At 68.1% G+C, this 21,271-nt stretch carries 17 protein-coding genes and 1 pseudogene; 10 read left to right on the forward strand and 8 right to left on the reverse strand.

Annotated features, from left to right (window positions below; genetic code table 11):
• The first annotated feature begins 295 nt into the window (after positions 1-295).
• On the forward strand, positions 296-1,177 hold the full coding sequence (locus MOQ72_RS34340) for a LysR family transcriptional regulator (protein ID WP_242189992.1): 882 nt from the start codon (positions 296-298) through the stop codon (positions 1,175-1,177).
• A gap of 114 nt (positions 1,178-1,291) precedes the next feature.
• Here MOQ72_RS34340 and MOQ72_RS34345 read toward each other — a convergent pair whose 3' ends face one another.
• Positions 1,292-1,699, reverse strand: a complete 408-nt coding sequence (locus MOQ72_RS34345) for a carboxymuconolactone decarboxylase family protein (RefSeq protein WP_242189993.1) — start codon at positions 1,697-1,699, stop codon at positions 1,292-1,294.
• An 8-nt stretch (positions 1,700-1,707) separates the two neighbouring features.
• Positions 1,708-2,766 (reverse strand): aldo/keto reductase, encoded by a 1,059-nt coding sequence (locus MOQ72_RS34350; protein ID WP_242189994.1) that lies wholly within the window; start codon positions 2,764-2,766, stop codon positions 1,708-1,710.
• A gap of 158 nt (positions 2,767-2,924) precedes the next feature.
• On the opposite strand from MOQ72_RS34350, the gene MOQ72_RS34355 reads away from it, so the two are divergent.
• On the forward strand, positions 2,925-3,587 hold the full coding sequence (locus MOQ72_RS34355) for a TetR/AcrR family transcriptional regulator (RefSeq protein ID WP_242189995.1): 663 nt from the start codon (positions 2,925-2,927) through the stop codon (positions 3,585-3,587).
• Positions 3,588-3,706: 119 nt separating this feature from the next.
• On the opposite strand, the gene MOQ72_RS34360 is transcribed toward MOQ72_RS34355, so the two are convergent.
• The 3 genes and pseudogenes from MOQ72_RS34360 to MOQ72_RS34370 form a co-directional block, all read right to left on the reverse strand.
• Entirely contained in the window at positions 3,707-5,371 is a 1,665-nt protein-coding gene (locus MOQ72_RS34360) for an MDR family MFS transporter (protein WP_242189996.1), read from the reverse strand.
• Positions 5,368-5,973, reverse strand: coding sequence for a TetR/AcrR family transcriptional regulator (locus tag MOQ72_RS34365; protein ID WP_242189997.1), 606 nt, complete (start codon positions 5,971-5,973; stop codon positions 5,368-5,370). Before MOQ72_RS34365 ends, MOQ72_RS34360 begins: the two co-directional genes overlap by 4 nt.
• Positions 5,974-6,923: 950 nt before the next feature.
• Positions 6,924-7,351, reverse strand: a pseudogene (locus MOQ72_RS34370) (SDR family oxidoreductase).
• A 580-nt stretch (positions 7,352-7,931) separates the two neighbouring features.
• On the opposite strand from MOQ72_RS34370, the gene MOQ72_RS34375 reads away from it, so the two are divergent.
• Complete coding sequence (locus MOQ72_RS34375) at positions 7,932-12,875, forward strand: AAA family ATPase (protein WP_242189998.1); 4,944 nt, start codon at positions 7,932-7,934, stop codon at positions 12,873-12,875.
• A 59-nt stretch (positions 12,876-12,934) separates the two neighbouring features.
• Here MOQ72_RS34375 and MOQ72_RS34380 read toward each other — a convergent pair whose 3' ends face one another.
• Positions 12,935-13,324 carry a response regulator gene (locus MOQ72_RS34380; RefSeq protein ID WP_242189999.1) on the reverse strand — a complete coding sequence of 130 codons (390 nt, stop codon included), beginning with the start codon at positions 13,322-13,324 and terminating at the stop codon, positions 12,935-12,937.
• A gap of 226 nt (positions 13,325-13,550) precedes the next feature.
• Here MOQ72_RS34380 and MOQ72_RS34385 point away from each other — a divergent pair, with 226 nt between their 5' ends.
• The 4 genes from MOQ72_RS34385 (at position 13,551) to MOQ72_RS34400 (ending at position 16,791) form a co-directional block, all read left to right on the forward strand.
• Positions 13,551-14,210: a response regulator gene (locus tag MOQ72_RS34385; protein ID WP_242190000.1), complete on the forward strand. Its 660-nt coding sequence runs from the start codon at positions 13,551-13,553 to the stop codon at positions 14,208-14,210.
• Between the two features lie 353 nt (positions 14,211-14,563).
• Positions 14,564-15,346 carry an SDR family oxidoreductase gene (locus MOQ72_RS34390; RefSeq protein ID WP_242190001.1) on the forward strand — a complete coding sequence of 261 codons (783 nt, stop codon included), beginning with the start codon at positions 14,564-14,566 and terminating at the stop codon, positions 15,344-15,346.
• A gap of 18 nt (positions 15,347-15,364) precedes the next feature.
• Complete coding sequence (locus tag MOQ72_RS34395) at positions 15,365-16,270, forward strand: SDR family NAD(P)-dependent oxidoreductase (RefSeq protein WP_242190002.1); 906 nt, start codon at positions 15,365-15,367, stop codon at positions 16,268-16,270.
• 125 nt (positions 16,271-16,395) lie between these two features.
• Positions 16,396-16,791: a GYD domain-containing protein gene (locus MOQ72_RS34400; RefSeq protein ID WP_242190003.1), complete on the forward strand. Its 396-nt coding sequence runs from the start codon at positions 16,396-16,398 to the stop codon at positions 16,789-16,791.
• Between the two features lie 32 nt (positions 16,792-16,823).
• On the opposite strand, the gene MOQ72_RS34405 is transcribed toward MOQ72_RS34400, so the two are convergent.
• Positions 16,824-18,110 (reverse strand): glycoside hydrolase family 125 protein, encoded by a 1,287-nt coding sequence (locus tag MOQ72_RS34405; protein WP_242190004.1) that lies wholly within the window; start codon positions 18,108-18,110, stop codon positions 16,824-16,826.
• A 221-nt stretch (positions 18,111-18,331) separates the two neighbouring features.
• Here MOQ72_RS34405 and MOQ72_RS34410 point away from each other — a divergent pair, with 221 nt between their 5' ends.
• A complete protein-coding gene (locus MOQ72_RS34410) occupies positions 18,332-18,802 on the forward strand; it encodes a substrate-binding domain-containing protein (protein WP_308198033.1) in 471 nt (156 codons plus the stop codon).
• A gap of 526 nt (positions 18,803-19,328) precedes the next feature.
• Complete coding sequence (locus MOQ72_RS34415) at positions 19,329-19,874, forward strand: cupin domain-containing protein (protein ID WP_242190006.1); 546 nt, start codon at positions 19,329-19,331, stop codon at positions 19,872-19,874.
• A 19-nt stretch (positions 19,875-19,893) separates the two neighbouring features.
• Here the strand turns inward: MOQ72_RS34415 and MOQ72_RS34420 are convergent, their stop codons facing one another.
• Positions 19,894-20,562: a TetR/AcrR family transcriptional regulator gene (locus MOQ72_RS34420; protein ID WP_242190007.1), complete on the reverse strand. Its 669-nt coding sequence runs from the start codon at positions 20,560-20,562 to the stop codon at positions 19,894-19,896.
• 178 nt (positions 20,563-20,740) lie between these two features.
• Between MOQ72_RS34420 and MOQ72_RS34425 the strand changes: the two genes are divergently transcribed.
• Positions 20,741-21,250: a DUF4863 family protein gene (locus MOQ72_RS34425; RefSeq protein ID WP_242190008.1), complete on the forward strand. Its 510-nt coding sequence runs from the start codon at positions 20,741-20,743 to the stop codon at positions 21,248-21,250.
• The last annotated feature ends 21 nt before the right edge of the window (positions 21,251-21,271 follow it).

The following is a 21,271-nucleotide window of genomic DNA, read 5'->3' on the forward strand; positions in this document are numbered from 1 at the left end:
TTCGTGTTGTTTTCGCTTTTTTTTTCTCTCTCCCCCGCGGGCCCCCCCTCCCCCCCCCCCCCCCCCCCCCCCCCCCCCCCCCCCCCCCACCGCGGTGACCGAATGGAACGACATCGTTGGAAGAATTGCCCTTCTGCGACCTGCATGCGACCACGCGCGCTTCTCGTCGATGGCGCAGCCGCGAAGATCAGCGTGCCTGAACTGGCTTTTGGCAAAGTCAACACCGGACGTGCCGCGCTGTCCAAGACATGTGTAGCATCACATCGATAGATAGGGGCTATTGGTTGGTGGGCTCGTGGAACGGCGTCAGCTGGAGTACTTCGTCGCGATCGTCGACCACGGGGGCTACAACAAGGCGGCGCAGGAATTGAACGTCGCCCAGCCGTCGATGTCCCGCGCCATCAGCAATCTGGAGCGCGAGCTCGGGGTCGCGCTGTTCCACCGCGTCGGACGCAACGTCACGCTCAGCAGCGCTGGTGCGCTGCTGGTGGAGGAAGCGAGGTTGGTGCTGCGCGGTTTCGGGGCGATGCAGGCGACCGCGCGATCGATAGCAAACGGCGCGACGGGTCAGGTCGACGTGGCCGTGACCTCGTCGTCCGCACTGGAACCCGTCACCAGCGTCGTGGCGACGCTGCGTGATCAGTATCCCGGAATCGTGGTGTCCACCACGCCAGCGGTGTCCGCCGCCGAGGTGGTGGCGATGGTCCGCAGTGGCGTCTGCGAAGTCGGTATCTGCGGGCACAACACGAATCCCGCGGGGAAGGGCATCGTGGCGCACCACCTCCGGGACGAAGAAATCCTGTTGGTGCTGCCGCCAGGCGAGCCGCTTCCCGCGGATCCGCGGGTCACCCATGATGCGCTGCGGGGCCGAGCATTCGTGGTGAGCAAACCGTCGACCGCCGTGCGGGCGCTGTTCGACCGGCTCGCCGCGACGGTCGGCGGGATGACGATCGCGGCCGAGGTCGGTGACCGCAGCGCGATACTCCCCTTGGTGCTGCGCGGTGTCGGAGCGGCGCTGATGCCGGACAGCTGGACCGACCTGGCACGTCGCTCGGGTGCCGATCTTCGCCTGCTGTCCCCGCCGGAATTGGTCCCGCAGTGGTTGGTCCACCGTGACGGGCCGACCACTCCGGCGGGCCGGGTCTTCATCGATCGGACCCTCGCCGACCACGAATGACCGATTGTTGTCCATGAGGGACAGCGGTGGTCGCCGGGGCTGTGGCGACCAGGAAGGGCCGCCCAGAAGATGACCCTTCCCCTGGGGGACAGTCAGGAAGAGTGCTTCACCTGCTCAGACGGGCCCGTGGGACTCCTGGAAGACCTGCCGGGCGATCTGGTAGCTGTCGAAGGCACGGGCGGCGCCCGCGTATGCCTCGATGTGGATGAACGCCTCGACGATCTCTTCCGGGGTGACTCCGTTGTTGAGCGCGATGCGGAGTTGCCCGCGCAGTGGTTCGAGCGTGCCGAGGGTGGCGGCGATCGTCACGGAGATTAGGGCGCGGGTACGCGTGTCTAAGACGTCGGTACGTGGCCAGGCGTCACCGAAGGTGTGCAGCGTGGCAAGGCGTTTGAAGTCCGCGCCGTTGGCGGGCTCACCCGGAGAGGGTTCCAGGATCTGTTCGAGGCTCGTGCCGAGCAGCCGTGCGGCGGTGTCGAGTGCGGCCGCGTAGCCCGATTCGTTGTTTTCGTTGTCATTCATGGGGTTCTCTAGTCGCTTGTCGTCTCGGTGTTGGCCGCAGGAGCTTGTTGCTGGGGGCGGACGTCGAGAGTGCCGTACTGCCCGCCGCGCACCAGCGCGGGATCGAACAGGTCCGCGAGGAAGGCGATGTCGTCCGCGCTGAGCGGAACGGCCGTGGCGGCGGCGTTCTGGCGTGCGTACGTCGCCCGCTTCGTGCCGGGGATGGGGGCGATGTCGTAGGGCTGGGCGAGCAGCCAGGCCAGGGCGATCTGCCCCGGAGTGTGGCCCCGCTCGTCGGCGAACGCCTTCAGCCGCTCGACGAGGCGGAGGTTCGCCGCGAAGTTCTCTGCCTGGAACTTGGGCAGCGTGGAGCGGAAGTCGTCGCTGGAGAACGAGGTGCCACCGGTGAAGCGACCGGCGAGCGCCGCTCGTCCCAAGGGGCTGTACGGGACGAAGGTTATGCCCAACTCGCGGCAGGTGGGCAGCACCTCCGGCTCCACCTCGCGGGCCCACAGCGAGTACTCGCTCTGCAAGGCCGAGATCGGCGCCACTGCGGCGGCCCGGTGAAGCAGGTCCGGGCCGACCGCGCTGAGCCCGATCGCGCCCACCTTGCCCGCGGTCACCAGGTCGGCCATCGCGCCGACGGTGTCCTCGATCGGCACGGTGGGGTCGAGGCGATGGGCGTAGTAGAGGTCGATGTGGTCGACGCCGAGGCGTCGCAGGCTGCCGTTGCAGGCTTCGGCTACGTACTCGGGGCGTCCGTCGACGACCACGCCGCCCTCCGGGGCGAGCCGCGTGCCGAACTTGGTGGCCAGGACCACCTGGTCGCGCACGTCGCGCACGGCGCGGCCTAGCAGTTCCTCGTTGTGCCCGAAGCTGTTCTGCGGCTGGCCGATAGCCGCGCCAGCCGCACCGTAGATGTCGGAGGTGTCGAAGAAGTCGATACCAGCGTCGATGGCGGCGTGGATCGTGGCGATGGACTCCGCCTCGTCGGCGTCGCCGTAGAACTGGGACATCCCCATGCAGCCCAGGCCGATCGGCCGGATGGAGATGTCGGTGCGTCCGAGGGTGATGCGGGCTTCCCGCATGGTGGTGCTCCTCTGGGGCTCAAGCGGAGATGGTCTTGTCCGGGACGCCGTCCAATACGTGTCCGGTGGACCGTTACAACGGTAGAGGTCCGCCGGACACTTATCAAGTGTCCGGCGGACCGTTAACCTGGAGCCGCTCACCGGCACGAGGAGGTTCGATGGACGACGTGGAGACGCCGACGTTCCAACGGGCCAGACGGCCCGAACAGCGAGAACTGCGCCGACAGGAGATCTTGGACGCCGCCGAGGCGCTGCTGGCCGAGATGTCGGCTGAGGAGATCAGTCTCCGTGAACTCGCGCGCCGACTGGATGTGTCCAAAACCCACGTGGTGCGCTACTTCGAAAGCCGTGAAGGAGTCTTCCTGGAGCTCCTCAACCGGATGCTGCTGTCCTGGCTCGAAGCCCTGCCAACCGAGTGGCCAACACCGCCCTGCGATCCCGACCAGGTCATGCGGGCATGGGCCGACTCCCTCGCCGCCCGGCCGGTCCTGTGCCAGCTGTGGAGTCTGCTGCCAAGCGTCCTGGAACGGAACGTCTCCGCAGACACCGTGCGCGCCTACAAACTCACCGACCTGGAACGCCGCACCACACTGGCGAATCTGATAATCGACCGGGTACCGGCCCTCGGCGCGGACGACGCGCTCACGCTGACGCGTTACGCCGTCGTGGCGCTGGTGGGGCTGTGGCCGTTCTGCAATCCGACCCCGACCGTCGTGGAGGCCACGGCCGACCCCAGGCTCGCGGCCTCCAGGGTGGATTTCGCCGCCATGTACGGCGAAATCCTCCAGACCGCGCTCGCGGGCCTACTCGCCCGCGCATAGCCGCGCCATCGCCTGCCGAGGCATACATCGTTGGCGGAACTGATCTCTCGCTGGGAGGCACGGCCGGTTCACCGTCGACAATGGACAGAGCTCCGTCGTGGCTCTGGCACCGGCGCGGTTCAGCTGGGCTGATCTTCGGGTTCTCCTCGCGGGGTTGCGGCGACACCTACCGAGTTGGTCTCTGGTGTCTTTCGCTTGCGTTGCTCGGCTTCCAGGCGCTCTGCTTCCGCACCGCCGATCGCTTCGCCTCGGGCGACAAGCCCGGCAACGTCCGAGAGCGGGATCTGCTTGAGGATCAGGGCGAGGACGAAGGCGATGCCGATGAACGGCAGGAGGTACCAGAAGACCGGCGCGAGGGCGTCGGCGTAGGCCGCGACCACGCCGTCGCGGAGTGGTTCGGGAAGTTGGTCCAGCGTCTTGGGATCGAGTGTCGCGGTGGCGGTCGAGGCGTCCGACGTCGAGGCACCAGCGTTGGTGAAGACGCCGGTGAGGTTCTCGGTGAGGCGGGTGGTGAAGATCGTGCCGAACACCGCCGTGCCGAGCGCGGCGCCGACCTCGCGGAAGTAGTTGTTGGTGCTCGTCGCGGTGCCGATCATGGCGGCGGGGACCGCGTTCTGCACGACCAGCACGACCACCTGCATGATGAGCCCGAGCCCGGCACCGAAGACGAAGAGGTAGACGCAGATCAGCCAGATCGGGGTGTCGGCGGCGAGCGTCGTCATCAAGACCATCGCGACGGCGGTGATGATCGTGCCGAGGATCGGGAAGATCCGGTACCGGCCGGTTTTGGTGATCGCGGTGCCCGAGGCGATCGACGTGCCTATCAGGCCCACCATCATCGGCAGGAGCAGCAGTCCGGAGACGGCGGCCGAAGTCCCCGACGACATCTGGAGGAACGTCGGCACGAACCCGATGGCGGCGAACATGCCGAGGCCCAGCGCGAGGCCGATCGCGGTGGCGTTCACGAAGATCGGGTTGCGGAACAGGCTCAGCGGGATGACCGGGTCTGCGGCGCGAGCCTCGGTGACGACGAATGCGACTGTCGCCGCGAGCAGGCCGAGGCCCCAGGACCACGTTTCGAGCGCGCCCCAGCCGTGCGCCTCGTCGCCGCCGAAATCGGTGAAGAAGATCAGGCACGTCGTGGCGATCGATAGGAACACGACGCCGAGGACGTCGATCGGCTGGGTCGCCTTCTTGTTCGGCAGGGTCAGCGCCACGAGCGCGATGATGAATGCGGCGACGCCGACTGGGATGTTGATGTAGAACGCCCACTGCCAGGTGAGGTGGTCGACGAAGAATCCGCCGAGCAGCGGACCGCCGACGGCCGACAGGCCGAAGATACCGCCGAGCGGGCCGAGGTACTTGCCGCGTTCCTTCGCTGGGACGATGTCGGCGATGATCGCCTGCGAGAGGATCATGAGCCCGCCGCCGCCGAGGCCCTGCATGGCCCGGAACACCACGAACACCCAGAAGTCGGTGGCGAACGCGCAGCCCACCGAGGCGAGTGTGAACAGCGTGATCGCGACGAGGAACAGCCGACGGCGGCCGAGGACGTCGCCGAACTTGCCGTAGATCGGCATGACGATCGTGGTCGCCAGGAGGTAGGCGGTCGTGATCCACACCTGGTGCTCGACGCCGCCGAGGTCGCCGACGATCGTCGGCATGGCGGTCGCGACGATCGTCTGATCGAGGCTGGACAGCAGCATGCCCGCGATGAGCGCGCTGAAGATGATCCAGATCCGCCGCTGCGTCAGCAGCAGCGGGGTGGGAGAGGTGGACGTCATGATTTCCGTTCGAGGTCGGGATTCGGCGCGAGGATTTCGCGGGCGGCGGCGAGCCGACGGGCGAGTACCTCCGCGAAGGTGTCGGTGTTCGTCAGGGTGAGGAATTCCCGCGCGGCCGCCCCGGTCAGCGCGCGGATGAGCTGCACAGCGGCGGCGGCGCGGAGATCGCCGGAGGCGAGGCCCTCGCGGTGCTCGACTAGTTCCACGTCGGATTGCTCGTCGCGCTGGAACTTCTCGATGATCCGGGTGAACAGCCGCGGCTCGCGTTCGAACGCGGTGAGGACTTCTCGGATGCTCTCGGCGGTGATGTCCGAGCGGTCCCAGCGCTGCACTGCCAGCTCGGCGAGGTCGTCGAGCAGGGTGGGGGAGAGCCCGGTGCTCGCGGGATCACCGCCCGCCAGGAACCGGGTCTTGAGCGTGTCGTCATCCTCTCGTGCGGGAATTCCCAGGACGGCGTCGTCCTTCGAAGCGAAGTAGTTGAAGAAGGTGCGGCGGGAGATGCCGACCTGTTCGCAGACCTCCTCGACGGTGAACCCGGACAGGCCGCGTTCCGCGGTCAGCCTGCGGGCGATCGAGGTCACCTGCGCAGCGGTCGCCGCCATACGTCGACTGCGGATGCTTGTTGCACGATTCATGTCAAAGTGCATTATTGCACCCTCGCTTGAAGAGTGCACCGAACCTGACCGCTCCGGCTCAACGCCCTCCCGGATGGTTGAGACCAGCTCCGCCGGTCGGTGAGGAGCGGTTGGAACGAACGAAGGGCGAGCTCAAGGCGCTGCTGGACCGGGCCGGACAGCGTTGCGACGGCGGCAATGTGCTCAGGCGTTGGGTGGGCGCTCGTCGACCGGCGCATTTCGGCCGCCAGTGCGGAGCGACGCAAATCACAATCATTGACCGAACTGTGATGACTGCCACTCGGAAAAGGTGACCCGGCCGCTTTTGTCGGCATTTGGACCCATTTCCGGGCAGTTGGTCCACGACATCCCGGGACTTTGTGCCCTACGGTGATAATTCAACCCGGAAAAAAATCAGTCGAGCGACCCGAGATTTCCGAATACCGGCAGGCCGATGTGGGAATGCCTTGCTCGTCCAACTGCGTTGGGCAAAGTGCGAGCTCCAATTTCCCCGCTGTCGTGGACGTTCAGAGCTCACATCGATAATTATCTCCACTCGGAGGACGGGGGACGCTGAAATGCGTATGAGTGCACGAGCAATGGTCGCAGGAGTCCTGGCCGCGTCGGTTGCGCTGGGGATCGGAGGAGTCGCGTCGACCGCCACGGCGGCCCCGGTGGGAGCGCCGACGGTACTGCTGGCGGACAACCACGGCAGCCACTCCCACGGACACAACCACGATGGCAAGACCGATAGCAGCGACAGTTCTGGCGGCCACAGCGGGGTGGATGGATAACTCGGCGCGACAGCGGACCTCCAACTACTCGGGACGCGGTTCACGCGAGTAGTCGGTCCGCGTTGGTTTCGTTTTCGCGCATCCCCACATCGAAGACGATGTGGGGATGTCTATTGGGCGGGTGACTGCTGCCGCATCGCGGTCCTACATGATTCCGGCCAAGGTGACGCCACCGTCGATGACCAGCGCCGAACCGGTGATCCAGCCCGATTCCTCGGACAGCAGGAAGGTCACGGCGCGGGCGATGTCCTCCGGTTCGCCCAGCCGCCCCAGGGGATACGATGCGGCGAGTTCGACCGCGAGCTGCGCGGTTTGCTGGATCAGCGCAGCCTTGCTCATTCCAGGGTCCGGGCGATGACGGGGTCCTGGTGTTCCGGGTCGTCGACCCGGCCCGCAACGATCTCGCCCCGCCCCGGCGCACCGAGATCGGCCGCGGCCTTCGCCAGCACTTCCGGGTCCCTCGCGGTGATGCGGACCTGCGCGCCGGGTTCGACGAGTGATCGGGCCACGGCGAATCCGATGCCCCGGCTGCCGCCTGTCTTGGGCGGCAGAGCTTTTTTCCAGCATGGCAGTCACCTTCGGTGATCCCTCGGTATGGGAATTGGTGACCTGACACCAACAAGTTTTCGGCGCCCGGCTATCGACCTCCTATCGTCGTGCTTCCTTGTTCTCATTCACGGGTTTGCGGCGTCTCCGCCGAGTTTTGGGGTGAAGGTTCCGCATCGACCGAATGGTCCGGCTCCGGAACTTCCGCGCCGCCCAACGGCAAAGTCGAGCGCGGTGGCCAGATCGCGGCTGAGAGTTCCGCTACACACTCGCCTGGATCAGCGAGCAACATCGAACAGATTGTTAAGCTGTCCCGCATGCGAGTCATGTTGTCCACCACGTCGCAGCATGGTCGCCTGGTGGCCCGTGGGTTGCGGGACCGAGGAAGCGAGATCCCCGCTCTGATGCCGGTCTTGGCCCGGGTGGACCCGCGATTCAGTTCGACGTCGACCGCAGTCGTGTGAATTTCGTGCCTTTCGTGCCGCTTTCAGCAGGAGTGCGTCGATGCGGGCCTGGCACGCAGTGGCTCGGGCGCCGCTTTCGCCGTGGTAGCCGGAGGAATCCCGCTCGCCGACCGCACTTGAGGTGGTTGCGTGGAGGTGTCGGATGAGGGCAGGCGAGGAGGCTGCCGGGCCGGAGTTCGTCGGCCGGGTACTGCACGAGAGCGAACGCGCGCGGATCACTCGGCTTTTCCTCGCCGGGCGCACTGTTGTCCGAAAGGAGTTGCGGGGACCGGACGCGCCGCAGCGGCGGCGGCATGAGCTGGCGATGCTGGAGCGGTTGCGCGGTGTTCCGGGCACCGCGCAACTGGTGGAGGCGCCGCAATATGCGGAGTCGATCGTGGTGGCGGACGTGGGCGGTACGACGCTGGCGGAGCTGGCGAAGCCGCTGTCGCCTGATGCCCTGATCGAGCTCGGGTTGGAGTTGGCCCAAGCGGTGGCGGAGATGCACCACCGGGGGGTCATGCACCGGAACATCACTCCGGGGAACATCATGCTCTCCCGCGACGGCGGACCATGCTTGATCAACTTCACGCTGGCCTCGTCGTTCGCCGAGATCCGTCCGGAATTCACCCATCACAGCAAGATCGTGGGGACGTTGGCGTACCTGGCGCCGGAGCAGACCGGGCGCATCGCCCGTGTCGTGGACCAGCGCGCGGACCTGTACGCGTTGGGCGCGACCCTGTACGAGCTGGCGACCGGCGCCCCGCCGTTCGGCTCCGGCGACCCGTTGCGCCTCACTCGTGATCACTTGACGCGGGTACCGGTGCCGCCAGCCGAGGTGACCCCGGCCGTCCCGGCGCCGCTGTCCGAAATCATCATGCATCTGCTGGAGAAGGAGCCGGACAACCGGTACCAGACCGCCAAGGGCGTGGTCCACGACCTGCGGCAGTTGCGGGACACCCGGACAGATCCGGAAGCGGGTCCGGTTCGCGTCGGTGAGCATGACGTTCCGCTGCGGCTGCTGCCGCCGTCGCGGCTGGTGGGACGCGATGCCGAGGTGGGGGAGCTGCGGGCGGCGTTCGAGGACGCGCTGGCGGGCCGACGCCGTGGGGTGCTGATCGGCGGCGCGCCGGGAGTGGGCAAGACGGCGTTGGTCGATGAGCTGCGGCCGGTGGTCACCGGCAGCGACGGCTGGTTCGTGGCGGGCAAGTTCGACCCGCACCAGCGGGATCTGGCGTTCGACGGTCTCTACCAGGCGATGCGCGCGTTGGGTCGGCTGTTGTTGGCCGAGCCGGAGGACGAGCTGGCCGTGGTCCGCGAGCGGATCCTGGGGGCGCTCGGCTCGAACGCGGGTCTGGCGACCGCGGTGGTGCCGGAGTTCGCCGCGCTGCTGGCGGTGCCGCCCGATCCAGGGGATGCGCTGACCGCCCAGGCGCGGGTGCAGCGCAGCGGTTTGGAGATCCTGCGGGCGGTCGCGTCGCGGAAGCGGCCGGTGGTGTTGTTCGTCGACGACCTGCAGTGGGCGGGGCGCACCCCACTCGGCGCGGTGGACCTCCTGCTGGGCGACGAGCCGGTCGAGGGTCTGTTGCTGGTCGGTGCGTACCGCGCAGGCGAGGTGGATGCGGGCCATCCGCTGGCCGAGCCGCTGTCCCGATGGCGCGAGCAGGGCCTGGTGCGGCACGTCTGGCTGGACAACTTGCCCGAGCCGGGCCTGGCAGCCGTGGTTGAGGAAATGCTGCACGTGGACCGGGCCGTGGCAGCAGGCTTGGTCGAGGTGATCAATCAGCACACGCTCGGGAATCCGTACGAGACGGTGGAGCTTCTCAACGCGCTGCGCCGGGACGGCCTGCTCAGCGTGACAACCGCCGGATGGAGTTGGGACCCGGCGGCCGTGCGCGCGCACCTGGGGGGGTCTGAGATCGCGGCGCTGCTGGCGGCGCGTGTCGAGGCCATGCCCGCGCCTTCTCGGCAGCTGCTGGAGGCGATGGCATGTCTGGGCGGTCGGGCCGAGCTGAGCGTGCTGCAAACCGCGACCGGTGAGTCGGCGGGCGAAGTGGAACAACGGCTGGCGCCCGTTGTCGATGAGGGCGTCCTGGTGGTGGAGCCCTGGGCGTATCAGGCGGTGCGGTTCCGCCACGACCGCATCCGCGAGGTGATCCTGCGCGGGCTGGATCCGCAGCGGCGAGGTGCGCTGCAGTTGGCCATGGCACGGCGATTGGCGTCCGTACCGGAACTGTTCGCGGTGGCAGCCGAGCAGTACCTGCCGGTAGCCAGCGCGGTCGACGATGCCGCGGAGCGGCGCGTGGTGGTGGCGTTGCTGCGGCGCGCTGCAGATCAGGCCAGCTTGACCGGTGAGCACGTGCTGGTGGACGCGCTGCTGGCCGCCGCGCTGCGGCTGATCGACCCGAGCGACACCGACACGCTGATCCAGGTGCACGCCGATCGCCACACCGCGCTCTACAGCCTGGGGCGTCTGGAAGAGGCGGACGAGGAGTACCGCGTGATCGCCCGGCTGTGCACCAGCGCCGCGCAGCGGGTCGACGCGACCTGCGTGCAGGTGCGCAGCCTGACCCACCGGAACCGGAGCGCCGAGGCGATCGAGCTGGGCCTGGAGTCGTTGCGGGAGTGCGGCATCACCGTCCCGGCAGCGGACCGGCTTCCCGCCGAGCTCGACCGGCAGTTCGACCATCTGCACCGGTGGCTGGACCACACCGACGCCGCGGACGACCTGGCCCGACCAGACCTCACCGATCCCACGCTGCTCGCCACGAGCCGCCTGATCAACGTGGTGCTGTCGGCGGCCTACTTCGTCGCCGACTCCGCGATGGTCGGCTGGCTGAGCCTGGAAGCGATACAGATCTGGCTTGAGCACGGCCCGAGCCCGACCCTGGTCGGCCCGGTCAGCCACATCGGTCTGGCCAGCGTGGCGCTGCGCGACGACTACCTCGCCGGGTACCGGGCGATGCGGCGGGTCCTGCCACTGGGCGAAGCCCGCGGCTGGGAGCCCGAAATCTCGCACGCGCGCTTCGTCTTCGCCCTCGGCGCCTGGGCCTCCGCACCGCTCGAAGACGCCATCCAGGCATTTCGCCGAGCTCGCCGGGGGCTGATCGCAGGCGCCGACCCGGCCAACGCCAGCTACACCTACATCACCTCCATGCCGTTGCTGGTGGACTGCGCACCGTCGCTGGAGAGCTTGCTCGCCGAGGTCGAGGCGGGACTGGCCTTCGCGCGGCACATCGGCAACGAGCAGACCGTCCAGCGGCTCGACGGCTACCGATGGCTGGCGCATGCGCTCCGCGGTGACACCCCGGCCGGGGCGGGGGATGTGTTCCCCTTCGACCGATACGCCGACAATCCGGCGGCGCGTCTCTACGCGCACATCTCCTGGGCGATCGCCGCGGTCGTCTTCGACGACCCGGTCTCCCTGGCACGGCACAGTTCGGCGGCGATGCCGCTGCTGCCGACTGCTGTTGGCCTCTACTCCACTGCGGTGGCCCGCTTGCTGCGCGGCCTGGCCGTGGCTGGACAGGCCCGCACTGCGGTCGGCGACGAACGCGCTGCTGCGTTGTCCGAACTGGACGAATTGATACGGTGGCTGGCCGCCCGCGCCGCGGAGGCCCCCGACAACTTCCTGTACCTGCTGCGGTTGCTGGAGGCCGAACGAGCCTGGGCGGTCGGCAAGTTCCGCGCCGCGGTGGTCGCCTTCGACGCCGCCCGCCGTGCCGCGGCTGCCTGCCAGCGACCCTGGCACCGCGCCGTGATCGCGGAACGCGCAGCCCGCTTCTACCTTGCCCACGGCGTCGAACACGCCGGTCACCACCTGCTCGCCCAAGCCCGTGCGGAGTACGCCGCATGGGGTGCGACCGCGAAGGTCGACCAGCTGGATTGGGCGCACCCGACGCTGCGACCAGAGGCCGTTGCGGCAGCCGGACCCGGCGGCGACCAACCAGCTGATCAACGCGACGCAGTCACGACGGGCACGCTCGACCTGCTCGGCATCCTGTCCGCGTCGCAGGCGCTGAGTTCCGAGACCAGCGTCGAACGTCTGCAAGCGCGCCTCGTGGAAGTGCTCAGCGCGATCGCTGGTGCCACTGGCGTGCAGCTGCTGCTGTGGAGCAGCGACCAGCACGGCTGGCTGCTGCCCGGATCCGCCGACAGCGGCAACGCGCAGATCGCGGGTCCCGGCCACGAACACGCCGTCCCGATATCGGTGCTGCGGTACGTGCAGCGGACGGGTGGACCGCTGGTCGTGGACGACGCCACCCGCGATGACCGCTTCGCCCGCGACCCGTACTTCGCGGACCTCGACTGCTGCTCGCTGCTGGCCCTGTCCATCCTCGGCCGCGGCAGCCCGCGCGCGGTGCTGCTGTTGGAGAACCGTCTCATCCGCGGCGCGTTCAGCTCCGAGCGGCTCGACGCCGTCAAGCTCATCGCAGGCCAACTCGCCGTCTCCCTCGACAACGCCCAGCTGTACGACGAGCTCACCGCGTCGCGCGCGCGGATCGTCGCCGCCGCCGACCAGACGCGCCGACGCATCGAGCGGGATCTGCACGACGGCGCCCAGCAGCGGCTGATCTCCCTCGCGATGCAGGCGCGCGCGATGCAGGCAACGTTGCCGCCCGAGGCGCGCGAGCTGACCGAGGGCCTGGCCAGCCTGGCGGCCGAGGCGACCAAGGCACAGGGTGAGCTGCGCGAGCTCGCGCGCGGGATCCACCCAGCGGTCCTCGCCGAAAGTGGCCTCCGCCCGGCCATCAAGGCGCTGGCCCGCCGCTGCAGCGTCCCGGTGCAACTGGCCGCGCTGACCGACCAGCGCCTGCCCGAGCAGATCGAGATCGCCGCCTACTACCTGGTGGCCGAGGCGCTGGCCAACGCGGTCAAACACGCCCACGCCTCGACCATCACCATCGCCAGCGAAGTCGCCGACGACGTCCTGCGGGTCTGCGTGCGCGACGACGGCCGTGGCGGTGCTGACCCCGGTGGATCCGGCCTGGTCGGCCTCAAGGACCGGGTCGAGGCGCTCGGCGGCTGGTTTTCCGTGCGGAGCGCCCCCGGCGCGGGTACCGCGCTGCGAGCCGAGTTCCCCTTGAACCGCGTGAATCCCGGTTGACCGAAGCGACGTCGTGGCCCGGATCGCCGCAGGTGCCCGAGCACGCCGTTCACATCGACTCACGAGGGTTGGCCGAGGCCGCCACGCGCCTCGCGGACCAGTCCCTCGATCGTCACGGCGGACAGCGCCAGTTTGCCCAGGAACCCGATGGCCGGGCTCATCTCGATCAGATCGATGAGGTCATCCTCGGCCTGCGCGGAGATCAGGATCAGATGGCCCGGATCGAGGCACGGGTCGTTGGCCAGGCGCCGCACCAGCTCGAATCCGCTGTCCCCGCCCAGGTCCACATCGACGAGCGTGACGTCGGGACGCAGCTCGGCAGCGCATCGGAGCGCTTCGGTGCCCGTCGAGGCGACGCCGACGACCCGAAGACCCTCTCGTTCCAGCACGACGCGCGCGATCCGGAGGAAGTCCAAGCTGTCGTCGACGATCAAACACCGCAGGGCCACGAGGACACACTAGGAGCGGCGACGGCGGCCTGACATTGCGGCTAGCCGCAATTTTCGGCGTGACGCCGTGTCAGCGCGCCCCTACCCGTTGCGCGTGCCGGGCGTTCGCGTGGCCGTTTCAGCAGCCAGCTCGCGCCTAGGTCCGCGCGGCGCTGCTCCGAGAGCACGGCAGACCTCGCGCGCCCCGGTATGGGCGCGGCGGACGCGGCGGCAGATAATCATGTGCGTGGCTGAGAACCGTGGTCGAGTAATCCTGGCCGACGACGACGTGCTGCTGCGCGAGGGTCTGGCCAGTCTGCTGGCCAGTTCCGGCTTCGACGTCGTCGGGCGTGCCGGGACCCCCACCGAACTGCTGGCGCAGGTCCAACAGCACCGACCCGACGCCGTGATCGTCGACATCCGGATGCCGCCCACGCACACCACCGAAGGGCTGGACGCGGCTTGGTCGATCCGCCAGGAACTGCCTGAGACCGCGATCCTGGTGCTGTCCGCGCACGTCGAGGTCGAGCAGGCCACCAAGTTGCTCAGGAGCGGGCAGCGCACTGGCTACCTGCTCAAAGAGCGCATCAGCAACGTCGACGACTTCCTGTCCACCCTGGACCGGATCGTCGAGGGGGCTTCCGTCGTCGATCCCGAACTCGTGCAGGAACTGCTCGCCGTACGCCGGGTCGAGGATCCGCTGGAGATCCTCTCGCCACGGGAGCGCGAGGTGCTCGCGCTGATGGCCGAGGGCCATTCCAATTCGGGCATCGCCCAACGGTTGTGGGTGACCGGCGGGACGGTCGAGAAGCACGTCCGCAGCATCTTCACGAAGCTGTGCATCCCGGAGACCGGCGAGACGAACCGCCGCGTACTGGCCGTGCTCGCCTTCCTCGACAACCGCTGACCGCAGTCGACGCGGATGATGCCGCACTGCTGGCTCGTTTCGTTAAGTCGGCCCGCACTTTTCGACATTCGGCGGGAACTGCTAGCGGAGTAGCGGTCCGATTCGGTTGGCCTGCTCCGGCTTACCAGCGTTCTGGTCAGCCGGTATTCGACGCTTCCGGTTGACCGGTACCCGGAATTGCCGCTCGCAGGAACGACTTGCCGCGCTGCGACGAGCAGGCTTGAGCGCAGCTGCCCGGCCGATCATGCCAGGCCGACCACATCACTCAGGGACCTGGGGGACACCCGCGCGCCCGTTCGGGGGGCGGGCGCGCGGGCCAACTACGAAGACACCGACTCGGAGGGAATCGGATCATGGGCGACAGCGAACGAGTAGCGATCGTGACCGGCGGATCGCGGCGCATCGGTAGGAAGACCGCACTGCGCCTGGTGCACAAGGGCTACGCGGTAGTCGTGAACTGCGCCGTCGACAAGGTCGAGGTGGACGCCGCCGTGGCGGCGTTGCGGCAGGCCGGTGGCCAGGCCATCGGCCTGCAGGCCGACGTGGCTGATGAGACGGCGGTGACGGGCCTGTTCGACCAAGCCGAGGCGGAGTTCGGCGGTGTGGACGTGGTCGTGCACGCCGCTGGCATCCTGCCGGAGGGCCCCTCAGCGGACCTGGATGTCGCAGATCTGGATCTGGCGGTGCTGGATCGATTGACGCACACCAACCTGCGCGACACGTCCGTAGTCGACCGGCAGGCCGAACGGCGGCTGCGGCCGGGCGGGGCAATCATCAACGTCTCCAGTTCGATCACGCGGTCCGCCCACACCAGCCGCAGCGCCCACACCGCCACGAAGGGCGGAGTCGTGGCCAACACCCTGATCCTCGCCCGCGAGCTGAGGGGCAGCGACATCACGGTGGTCCTCGCCCGCGAGCTGAGGGGTGGCGACACGACCGTGCACGCGGTCCCGACCGGACCGACGGCGACCACCGTGCTCCTCGACCGCAAGACCGAGGTGGCCAACGTGATCGCGGAGTCACCGCTGGAGCGGCTGGATCAGCCAGCCGACATCGCGGAGATCGTGTCCTTCCTCGCCGGACCCGACCGCTGGACCAACTTCCAGGCGGCCGACACCAACGGCGGCAACAGCTAACCCGAGGGGAGTACGACCATGCCCAAGACGATTCTGATCAGCGGCGCCTCCAGCGGATTCGGCGCGCTCACCGCCCGTGCGCTCGCCGACGCGGGGCACACGGTGTACGCCGGTATGCGCGACATCGACCGGCGCAACGCGACGCAGGCCGAAAAGGCGCAGCGCTACGCCAAGGACAATCAGGTCGAGCTGCGGCCGGTGGAGCTCGACGTGACTTCTGAGTCCTCAGTGGACGATACATTGTGGACTGTACTCAGTGAGCAGAACAGGCTCGACGTCTTGGTGCACAACGCCGAGCACGTGGTGACTGGACCGGCGGAGGCGTTCACGCCGGAGCAGCTCGCCGCGCTGTACGACACCAGCGTGCTCGGCGCCCAGCGGATCAACCGCGCCGCGCTTCCGCACATGCGACACGTCGGCGACGGGCTCCTGGTGTGGATCGGTGGGTTGAGCACGTGCGGTGGGGCCCCGCCGTACCTGGCGCCGTTCTCCGCGACGAAGGCCGCGCTGGCCGCGCTGGCCGCGAGCTACGCGCCGGAACTGGCCAGGTGGGGGATCGAAACCACGATCGTCGTGCCCGGCTCGCTGCCCCACGACACGAGCCACTACGCGCACGTCGTCAGTCCGGACGACGACTCAGTCGTGGCCGACTACGAGGAACATCACGCGGGTCTGCAGGCGGCGCTCGGCTGGGGGCTGACCAAGATCGAACCGCCCGACGCCGACGTGGCCGAGGCCATCGCCACGGTGGTCGACACGCCCAAGGGCGAGCGGCCGTTGCGGGTTCACGTCGACTCGGCCGACGACAGGGTCACGGTCGCCGATGCCGTCGCCGACCGCATACGTGCCAAGTTGCTCGTCCGCACCGGCCGGGACGACCTCGTGCACCCCCGCCAACCGACGCCGCGCATTGGACATACATAAGTCGGGGATCCCGCAGTCGAGAAAGCCTCTGAGGTTCCGCTACCCCGCCGCCACGCAAACCAACCCGCGCACTCGCTATGGGCCAGAAGGCCGTTGGACTCTTTCAGAGTGCGACGTCGGGGTCGATGCTGCATGCATCGCCATGCAAGCCGGTCAGCATTCGTGCTGCTTGCGGACAAGCGATCGAGGGTGTGATCGAAGTGCCCAAGTACCTGGTGCGGGCAACCTATACCGCCGAGGGCGTCAGGGGGTTGCGCGGGGAAGGCGGCACGGCCCGTGTCACTGCCGTGCGGAACGTGGTCAACAAGCTCGGCGGCGAGGTGGAAGCGTTCTACTTCGCTTTCGGCGAGTACGACGCCTACGTCGTGGTCGATCTGCCGGACAACGCCTCGGCGGCGTCGCTCGGACTAGCAGTCAGCGGTTCCGGTGCCGCTCGCACCGGGACCGTTGTCCTGCTGACCCCCGCCGAGGTTGATGAAGCCGTGTCGAAGGAGTTCGATTACCGGCCGCCGGGCCAATGACGCCGACGAGCAACGTCACCGGGACTCCGTGCTCACGAGGCGGAGCTGGTCACCGGGTGCTCGCCTCGACCAGGTCCAAGGCCAGCTCGCAGAACATCGAGTCGGCTCAGGAGAACCACGGGCGCGAATAGCGTTGCGGGTCGTCCTCGTGGAAGTTCTCGTGCATGGCCGATGTTCCGGCGTCGGTCGCCAGCATGCGGCGCAGCACGGTTTTCTCGTGCTCCACGTCCTCGCTGGTCAGCCCGTCCAGGCCAGGGCGATCGGCCAGATGTGCCCAATCGCGGTGTGCGGGCTGCCCACTCCGAGGCAGCGGTTCCCGAGAAGTAGTACGGGTTGGACGGGCTCAGCACGAACCGCCGCGTGGCCTGGTACACCGGGTCGGCCGCGAACGCCGGGTCGTGCAGCGGAAGTGACAGCAGGCTCGGGGTGTTGGCGTCGTCCATCAACAACTGGCGGCCCAGCCCGTCGACCTCGTAGGCGAAGATCGCGCCGAACTCCGGGTGCTCGACGACGCCGTGCCGATGCACTCCCGCCTCGATCTGCCGGGCGAGCCGGGCTGCGTCCGCGGCGAGGGCTGAGTCGCAGTAGACCTTCGTCGCGATCTCCGCGATGTGGCCGAGCACGCGGCGCGCGAAGAGGTTGGCCGGAATGTTGTAGCCGTAGGTGCGGGCGTCGCTGGGGTGGAAGCCGCACCACGTCATGCCGGTCCAGGCCACCGGGCTGCCGAGACCGCCACGGGCCAGCGTCTCGGTGTCCTTGGCACCGAGACGTTCGAACCGGTACGGCGAACACCGCTCGTGGTCCTGCTCGCGGACCCACTGGTCGACGACGGTGCGCAGCACCGACCGGGCCCGGCCGTCGAAGATGTCGTCCCGCCCGGTCTCGGCCCACAGCCGGTGCGCCAGCTGCACGGGGTAGGCCAGCGAGTCGACCTCGTACTTGCGTTCCCAAAGCCACGGGTTGTCGTCCAGATCGTCCGGGTCGTAGCAGCGCCCGTTGGGTTCTTCGTTGAACGCGTTGGCGTAGGAGTCCGTCTCGATGCAGCGCAGCTGTCGGCGCACCACTCCCGCGACGAGGTCGGCGATCTCCGGGTGCTCGCCGACGAACCGGAGGTAGGGGGTGAGCTGGGTCGTCGAATCGCGCAACCACATGGCGGGGATGTCGCCGGTGATCACGAAGACCGAGCCGTCGGCATCGCGGTGCATCGCGTCGCGCAACGTGCGGCGCATGGCCGCGGCGAACACAACGGCCGCGCGCGGGTCGCCCGCCACCTCGGCGATCCTGGCGGCGTGCTCGTCGATGGCCTGCTGGAACGTCATGCCGTCACCTCGACCCAGGTGCTGCCGTCCGCAGGTGGCCCGGCCGATTCGGTACACCACAACTGCACCGTCGCTGGCACCGGTTCGATGGTCATGGCACTGGTCCACGAACCGAGCTGGTCGATTCCGAGCGAGAAGACGTGGCTGTCCGAGGCCAGTGCCGGTACGGCCAGCAGGCAGGCCCAGCACCGCCCGCCTGCTCAAGGTAGCTGTCCAGGGCCATCTCCCGAGCCAACGACCTCGGCATCCGCGTCCCCGGTGACGTCTCGATCGTGGCCTGGGAGGACTCGTGGATCAGCGAACTGGTCCGCCCGCGGCTGACCGCCCTCCAGGCGCCCATCGAGGAGAGCGCCCGCACCGCAGTCCGGATGATCGAGCAACTCGTGCGCGGGGAGGCCGTCGCGTCGGTCGTCCTGCCCGGCCGCCGACTGGTGGTCCGCGACTCAACCGGACCGGCCGCCCGATCATCCAACCGCTTTCCCGTCACTAGGACGACTGTGCCCAACCCGCCCCGCTTCGGCGTCAACTACACCCCGTCCGAGGACTGGATGTTCCAGTGGATGAACCTGGACGCCGACGTTGCGCGCGCCGACTTCGAAGCGATCGCCGGTCTTGGCGTCGACCACGTCCGCGTTTTCCCGCTGTGGCCGGTGCTGCAACCCAACCGAACGTTGATCCGCGCGAAGCGCTGAACGTCGAAAACCAGGTCAAACCGATCGGCCAGCGCTTCGCCCGCGTCATCGCGGAGGCCCGTGCCGGTGCGATGTCCCCGCCGCCGCGCCGGACCGCCGTGGTGATCGACGTCGACGAGCACGACGTCCCGCGTTCGCGGGCGTCGCTCGCACCCGGCGGGCGGTGTTCGACGCCTGGCACGCCAACGCCGCTGCGGGCACTCCCGCCGTGCTCGTCACGAGCAGGGCAGCCGCGAGTTCTGGCGCTCTCGCCCTGCGCGGAATCGCCGACGTTCGCAGCAGCTAGGAGATCCGTGGCGGGACCCGCGGGTTTGTCCTGCGGTTCCGCCATTTTCGGAGATAAATGTCTCTTGTGGACCCTACTGGTGTCCTGTCGTCCCGACGGTCTGAAGAGTCCGCGTCGGCCGAGTGGGCGGTCAACCGCGACGATTACGATCAAATTCTGTAATTTAACTCTCCGACCGGCACCGTCGTCGCCAGGCTCGGAGCTACCGGGTCCGGGTGGGCATACGAGGAGGAATGTCAGGTGGTCGATGTGACGCGCACCGAGGTCACGGTGGTGCTACCAGGGGAGGGGGACAGCGTCGCCCTCCCCGGTTTCGGGGCCGTTTTCAAGCTGCTCAGCCAGCACAACGGAGGCGAGGTGGCGATCGTCGAGCATCCGTTCGCGGTCGGCACGATCACCGCGCCGCACCTGCACACCCGCGAAGACGAGCACTCGATCGTGCTTGCGGGCCAGATCGGGTTCCGCTCCGACGACAGCGAGGTCGTCCTCGGTCCCGGTGGCTACATCACCAAACCACGCGGGCAGATGCACGCGATGTGGAACGCTGGCAGCGAACCTGGCCGCATCATCGAGGTCATCACGCCGGGCGGGTTCGAGAACTACTTCCGCGATTTGGGTGAACTGCTCGTCTCGCACGCCAGCGAGCCGGTCGGCCAGGGGGTGCGGACCCTCCACGAGTTGCCCGAGTTCGCCGAACTCGCCGATAAGTACGGCCTGAGCTACGGAACGCCGGACTGGCTGGACGACGTCATGGACAGGTACGGGCTGAAGCCGCCTACGCACTGACACCGAGGGAGCCGGGCGGTCACCGCGTGCGCTTGGCCCCACCGGTGGTGCGTCGCTTGGCGCTCGTCTTCTTCTCGATCGTCGGCCACAGCACGTCGACGACCGCCTCGGGGATCTCCTTCTTGCTCTCGCCGCGGTAGAAGGCGGCGAAGTAGCTGCCGAAGCACATGGTCGCGATGGTGTGCTTGTCGATCTCGTCGTGCACGGCGCCGCGTTCCTGGAGTTGCGACAGGACGTTCTCGACCAGGGTGACGCGTGGTTCGACCGCGTGCTTGCGGAGGATTTCGAGTAGTTCCGGGGTGCGGATCGCCTCGCCCGCGAAGTTGCCCATCAACACCATGGCGTCCGGATTGAAGTACGCGGGATCCAGGCGGCGGACGGCTTCGACGAGCGCTTCCCGCGCCGTCATCCGGCTCAAGTCCAGGGTGTACATGTCGTGCTGCTTGCGGAAGCCGTAGTCCAGCGCGTCTACGACCAGCTCGAACTTGGTGCTCCACCGCCGGTAGAGCGTGGGGCGGCTGACCTTCGCGTCGGCCGCGATGTCGCCGATGGTCATGCGCGAGTAGCCGTCCCGGACCAGGCGGTCCCGAGTGGCCAGGATGATCGCCTCGTCGAGCGCGGCGTCGCGTGGCCTGCCACCGGGACGCGGGCCGGGGTCAGCGTTCGTCGCTTCGCGTGCTCGGACCATGAACCCACCTCGTGTGTCAGTCAGCGCATCATATCCGATTCGTTACAACGAGTGGTCGTTACTTGTTGGAGTATCTCCTAGTTGCGTTACATGCCTTGACTGTAACTGAATGCTGACGTAACGTCGGATCATCTCACGCGCAGTGGCGAATCCACTTGGCACGAAAGGGGAGTCGATGATGGCAACCGCTCAGGAGCTGATCGACCGGAGCATCCCGTTCCTCAACGAGGTGAAGAACCGGACCGCTGGCGGGGAGCTGGAGACCTGGCTGAACGAGAACTACGGACCCGGTAGCGAGCTGTACGACGACCTGGCCCGCATGATCGAGGAAGGAGTCCGCGACGGCTGGGCGGCGAACATCGAGGTGGCGGGGCGCAAGTACCGGCGCAGCCGCATCGCCGAGCCGCGCGAGGTCCTGAACTACTTCAGCATCACGGCCGTCTACATGGACAGCGTCGAGCCGTTTCGCGGGCAGTACCACCAGCACCCGTACGGCGAGCTCAACCTCGTGGTGCCGCTGGACGCCGACGCCAAGCTGATGGGGCCGCGTGGTTGGAGCGGGCCGGGCTGGACGGCGCCGGGGCCGGGCAGCCACCACTACCCGGAGGTCAAGGACGGTGCCCTGATCGCGCTGTTCTACCTGCCCGCGGGGCGGATCTCCTACGACATCAAGCCGCCCACCGACTGACACCCGCCAGGGATGGATGCG

Source organism: Saccharopolyspora soli (genome assembly GCF_022678645.1).
GTDB classification, from domain to species: domain Bacteria; phylum Actinomycetota; class Actinomycetes; order Mycobacteriales; family Pseudonocardiaceae; genus Saccharopolyspora; species Saccharopolyspora soli.

Coding starts and splice junctions, on each gene's coding strand:
- MOQ72_RS34345 (WP_242189993.1), bottom strand. CDS start 1,699: ATGAATGACAACGAAAACAACGAATCGGGCTACGCGGCCGCACTCGAC.
- MOQ72_RS34420 (WP_242190007.1), bottom strand. CDS start 20,562: ATGGTCCGAGCACGCGAAGCGACGAACGCTGACCCCGGCCCGCGTCCC.
- MOQ72_RS34400 (WP_242190003.1), top strand. CDS start 16,396: ATGCTGCATGCATCGCCATGCAAGCCGGTCAGCATTCGTGCTGCTTGC.
- MOQ72_RS34355 (WP_242189995.1), top strand. CDS start 2,925: ATGGACGACGTGGAGACGCCGACGTTCCAACGGGCCAGACGGCCCGAA.
- MOQ72_RS34375 (WP_242189998.1), top strand. CDS start 7,932: ATGAGGGCAGGCGAGGAGGCTGCCGGGCCGGAGTTCGTCGGCCGGGTA.
- MOQ72_RS34395 (WP_242190002.1), top strand. CDS start 15,365: ATGCCCAAGACGATTCTGATCAGCGGCGCCTCCAGCGGATTCGGCGCG.
- MOQ72_RS34350 (WP_242189994.1), bottom strand. CDS start 2,766: ATGCGGGAAGCCCGCATCACCCTCGGACGCACCGACATCTCCATCCGG.
- MOQ72_RS34405 (WP_242190004.1), bottom strand. CDS start 18,110: ATGACGTTCCAGCAGGCCATCGACGAGCACGCCGCCAGGATCGCCGAG.
- MOQ72_RS34365 (WP_242189997.1), bottom strand. CDS start 5,973: ATGGCGGCGACCGCTGCGCAGGTGACCTCGATCGCCCGCAGGCTGACC.
- MOQ72_RS34390 (WP_242190001.1), top strand. CDS start 14,564: ATGGGCGACAGCGAACGAGTAGCGATCGTGACCGGCGGATCGCGGCGC.
- MOQ72_RS34360 (WP_242189996.1), bottom strand. CDS start 5,371: ATGACGTCCACCTCTCCCACCCCGCTGCTGCTGACGCAGCGGCGGATC.
- MOQ72_RS34425 (WP_242190008.1), top strand. CDS start 20,741: ATGGCAACCGCTCAGGAGCTGATCGACCGGAGCATCCCGTTCCTCAAC.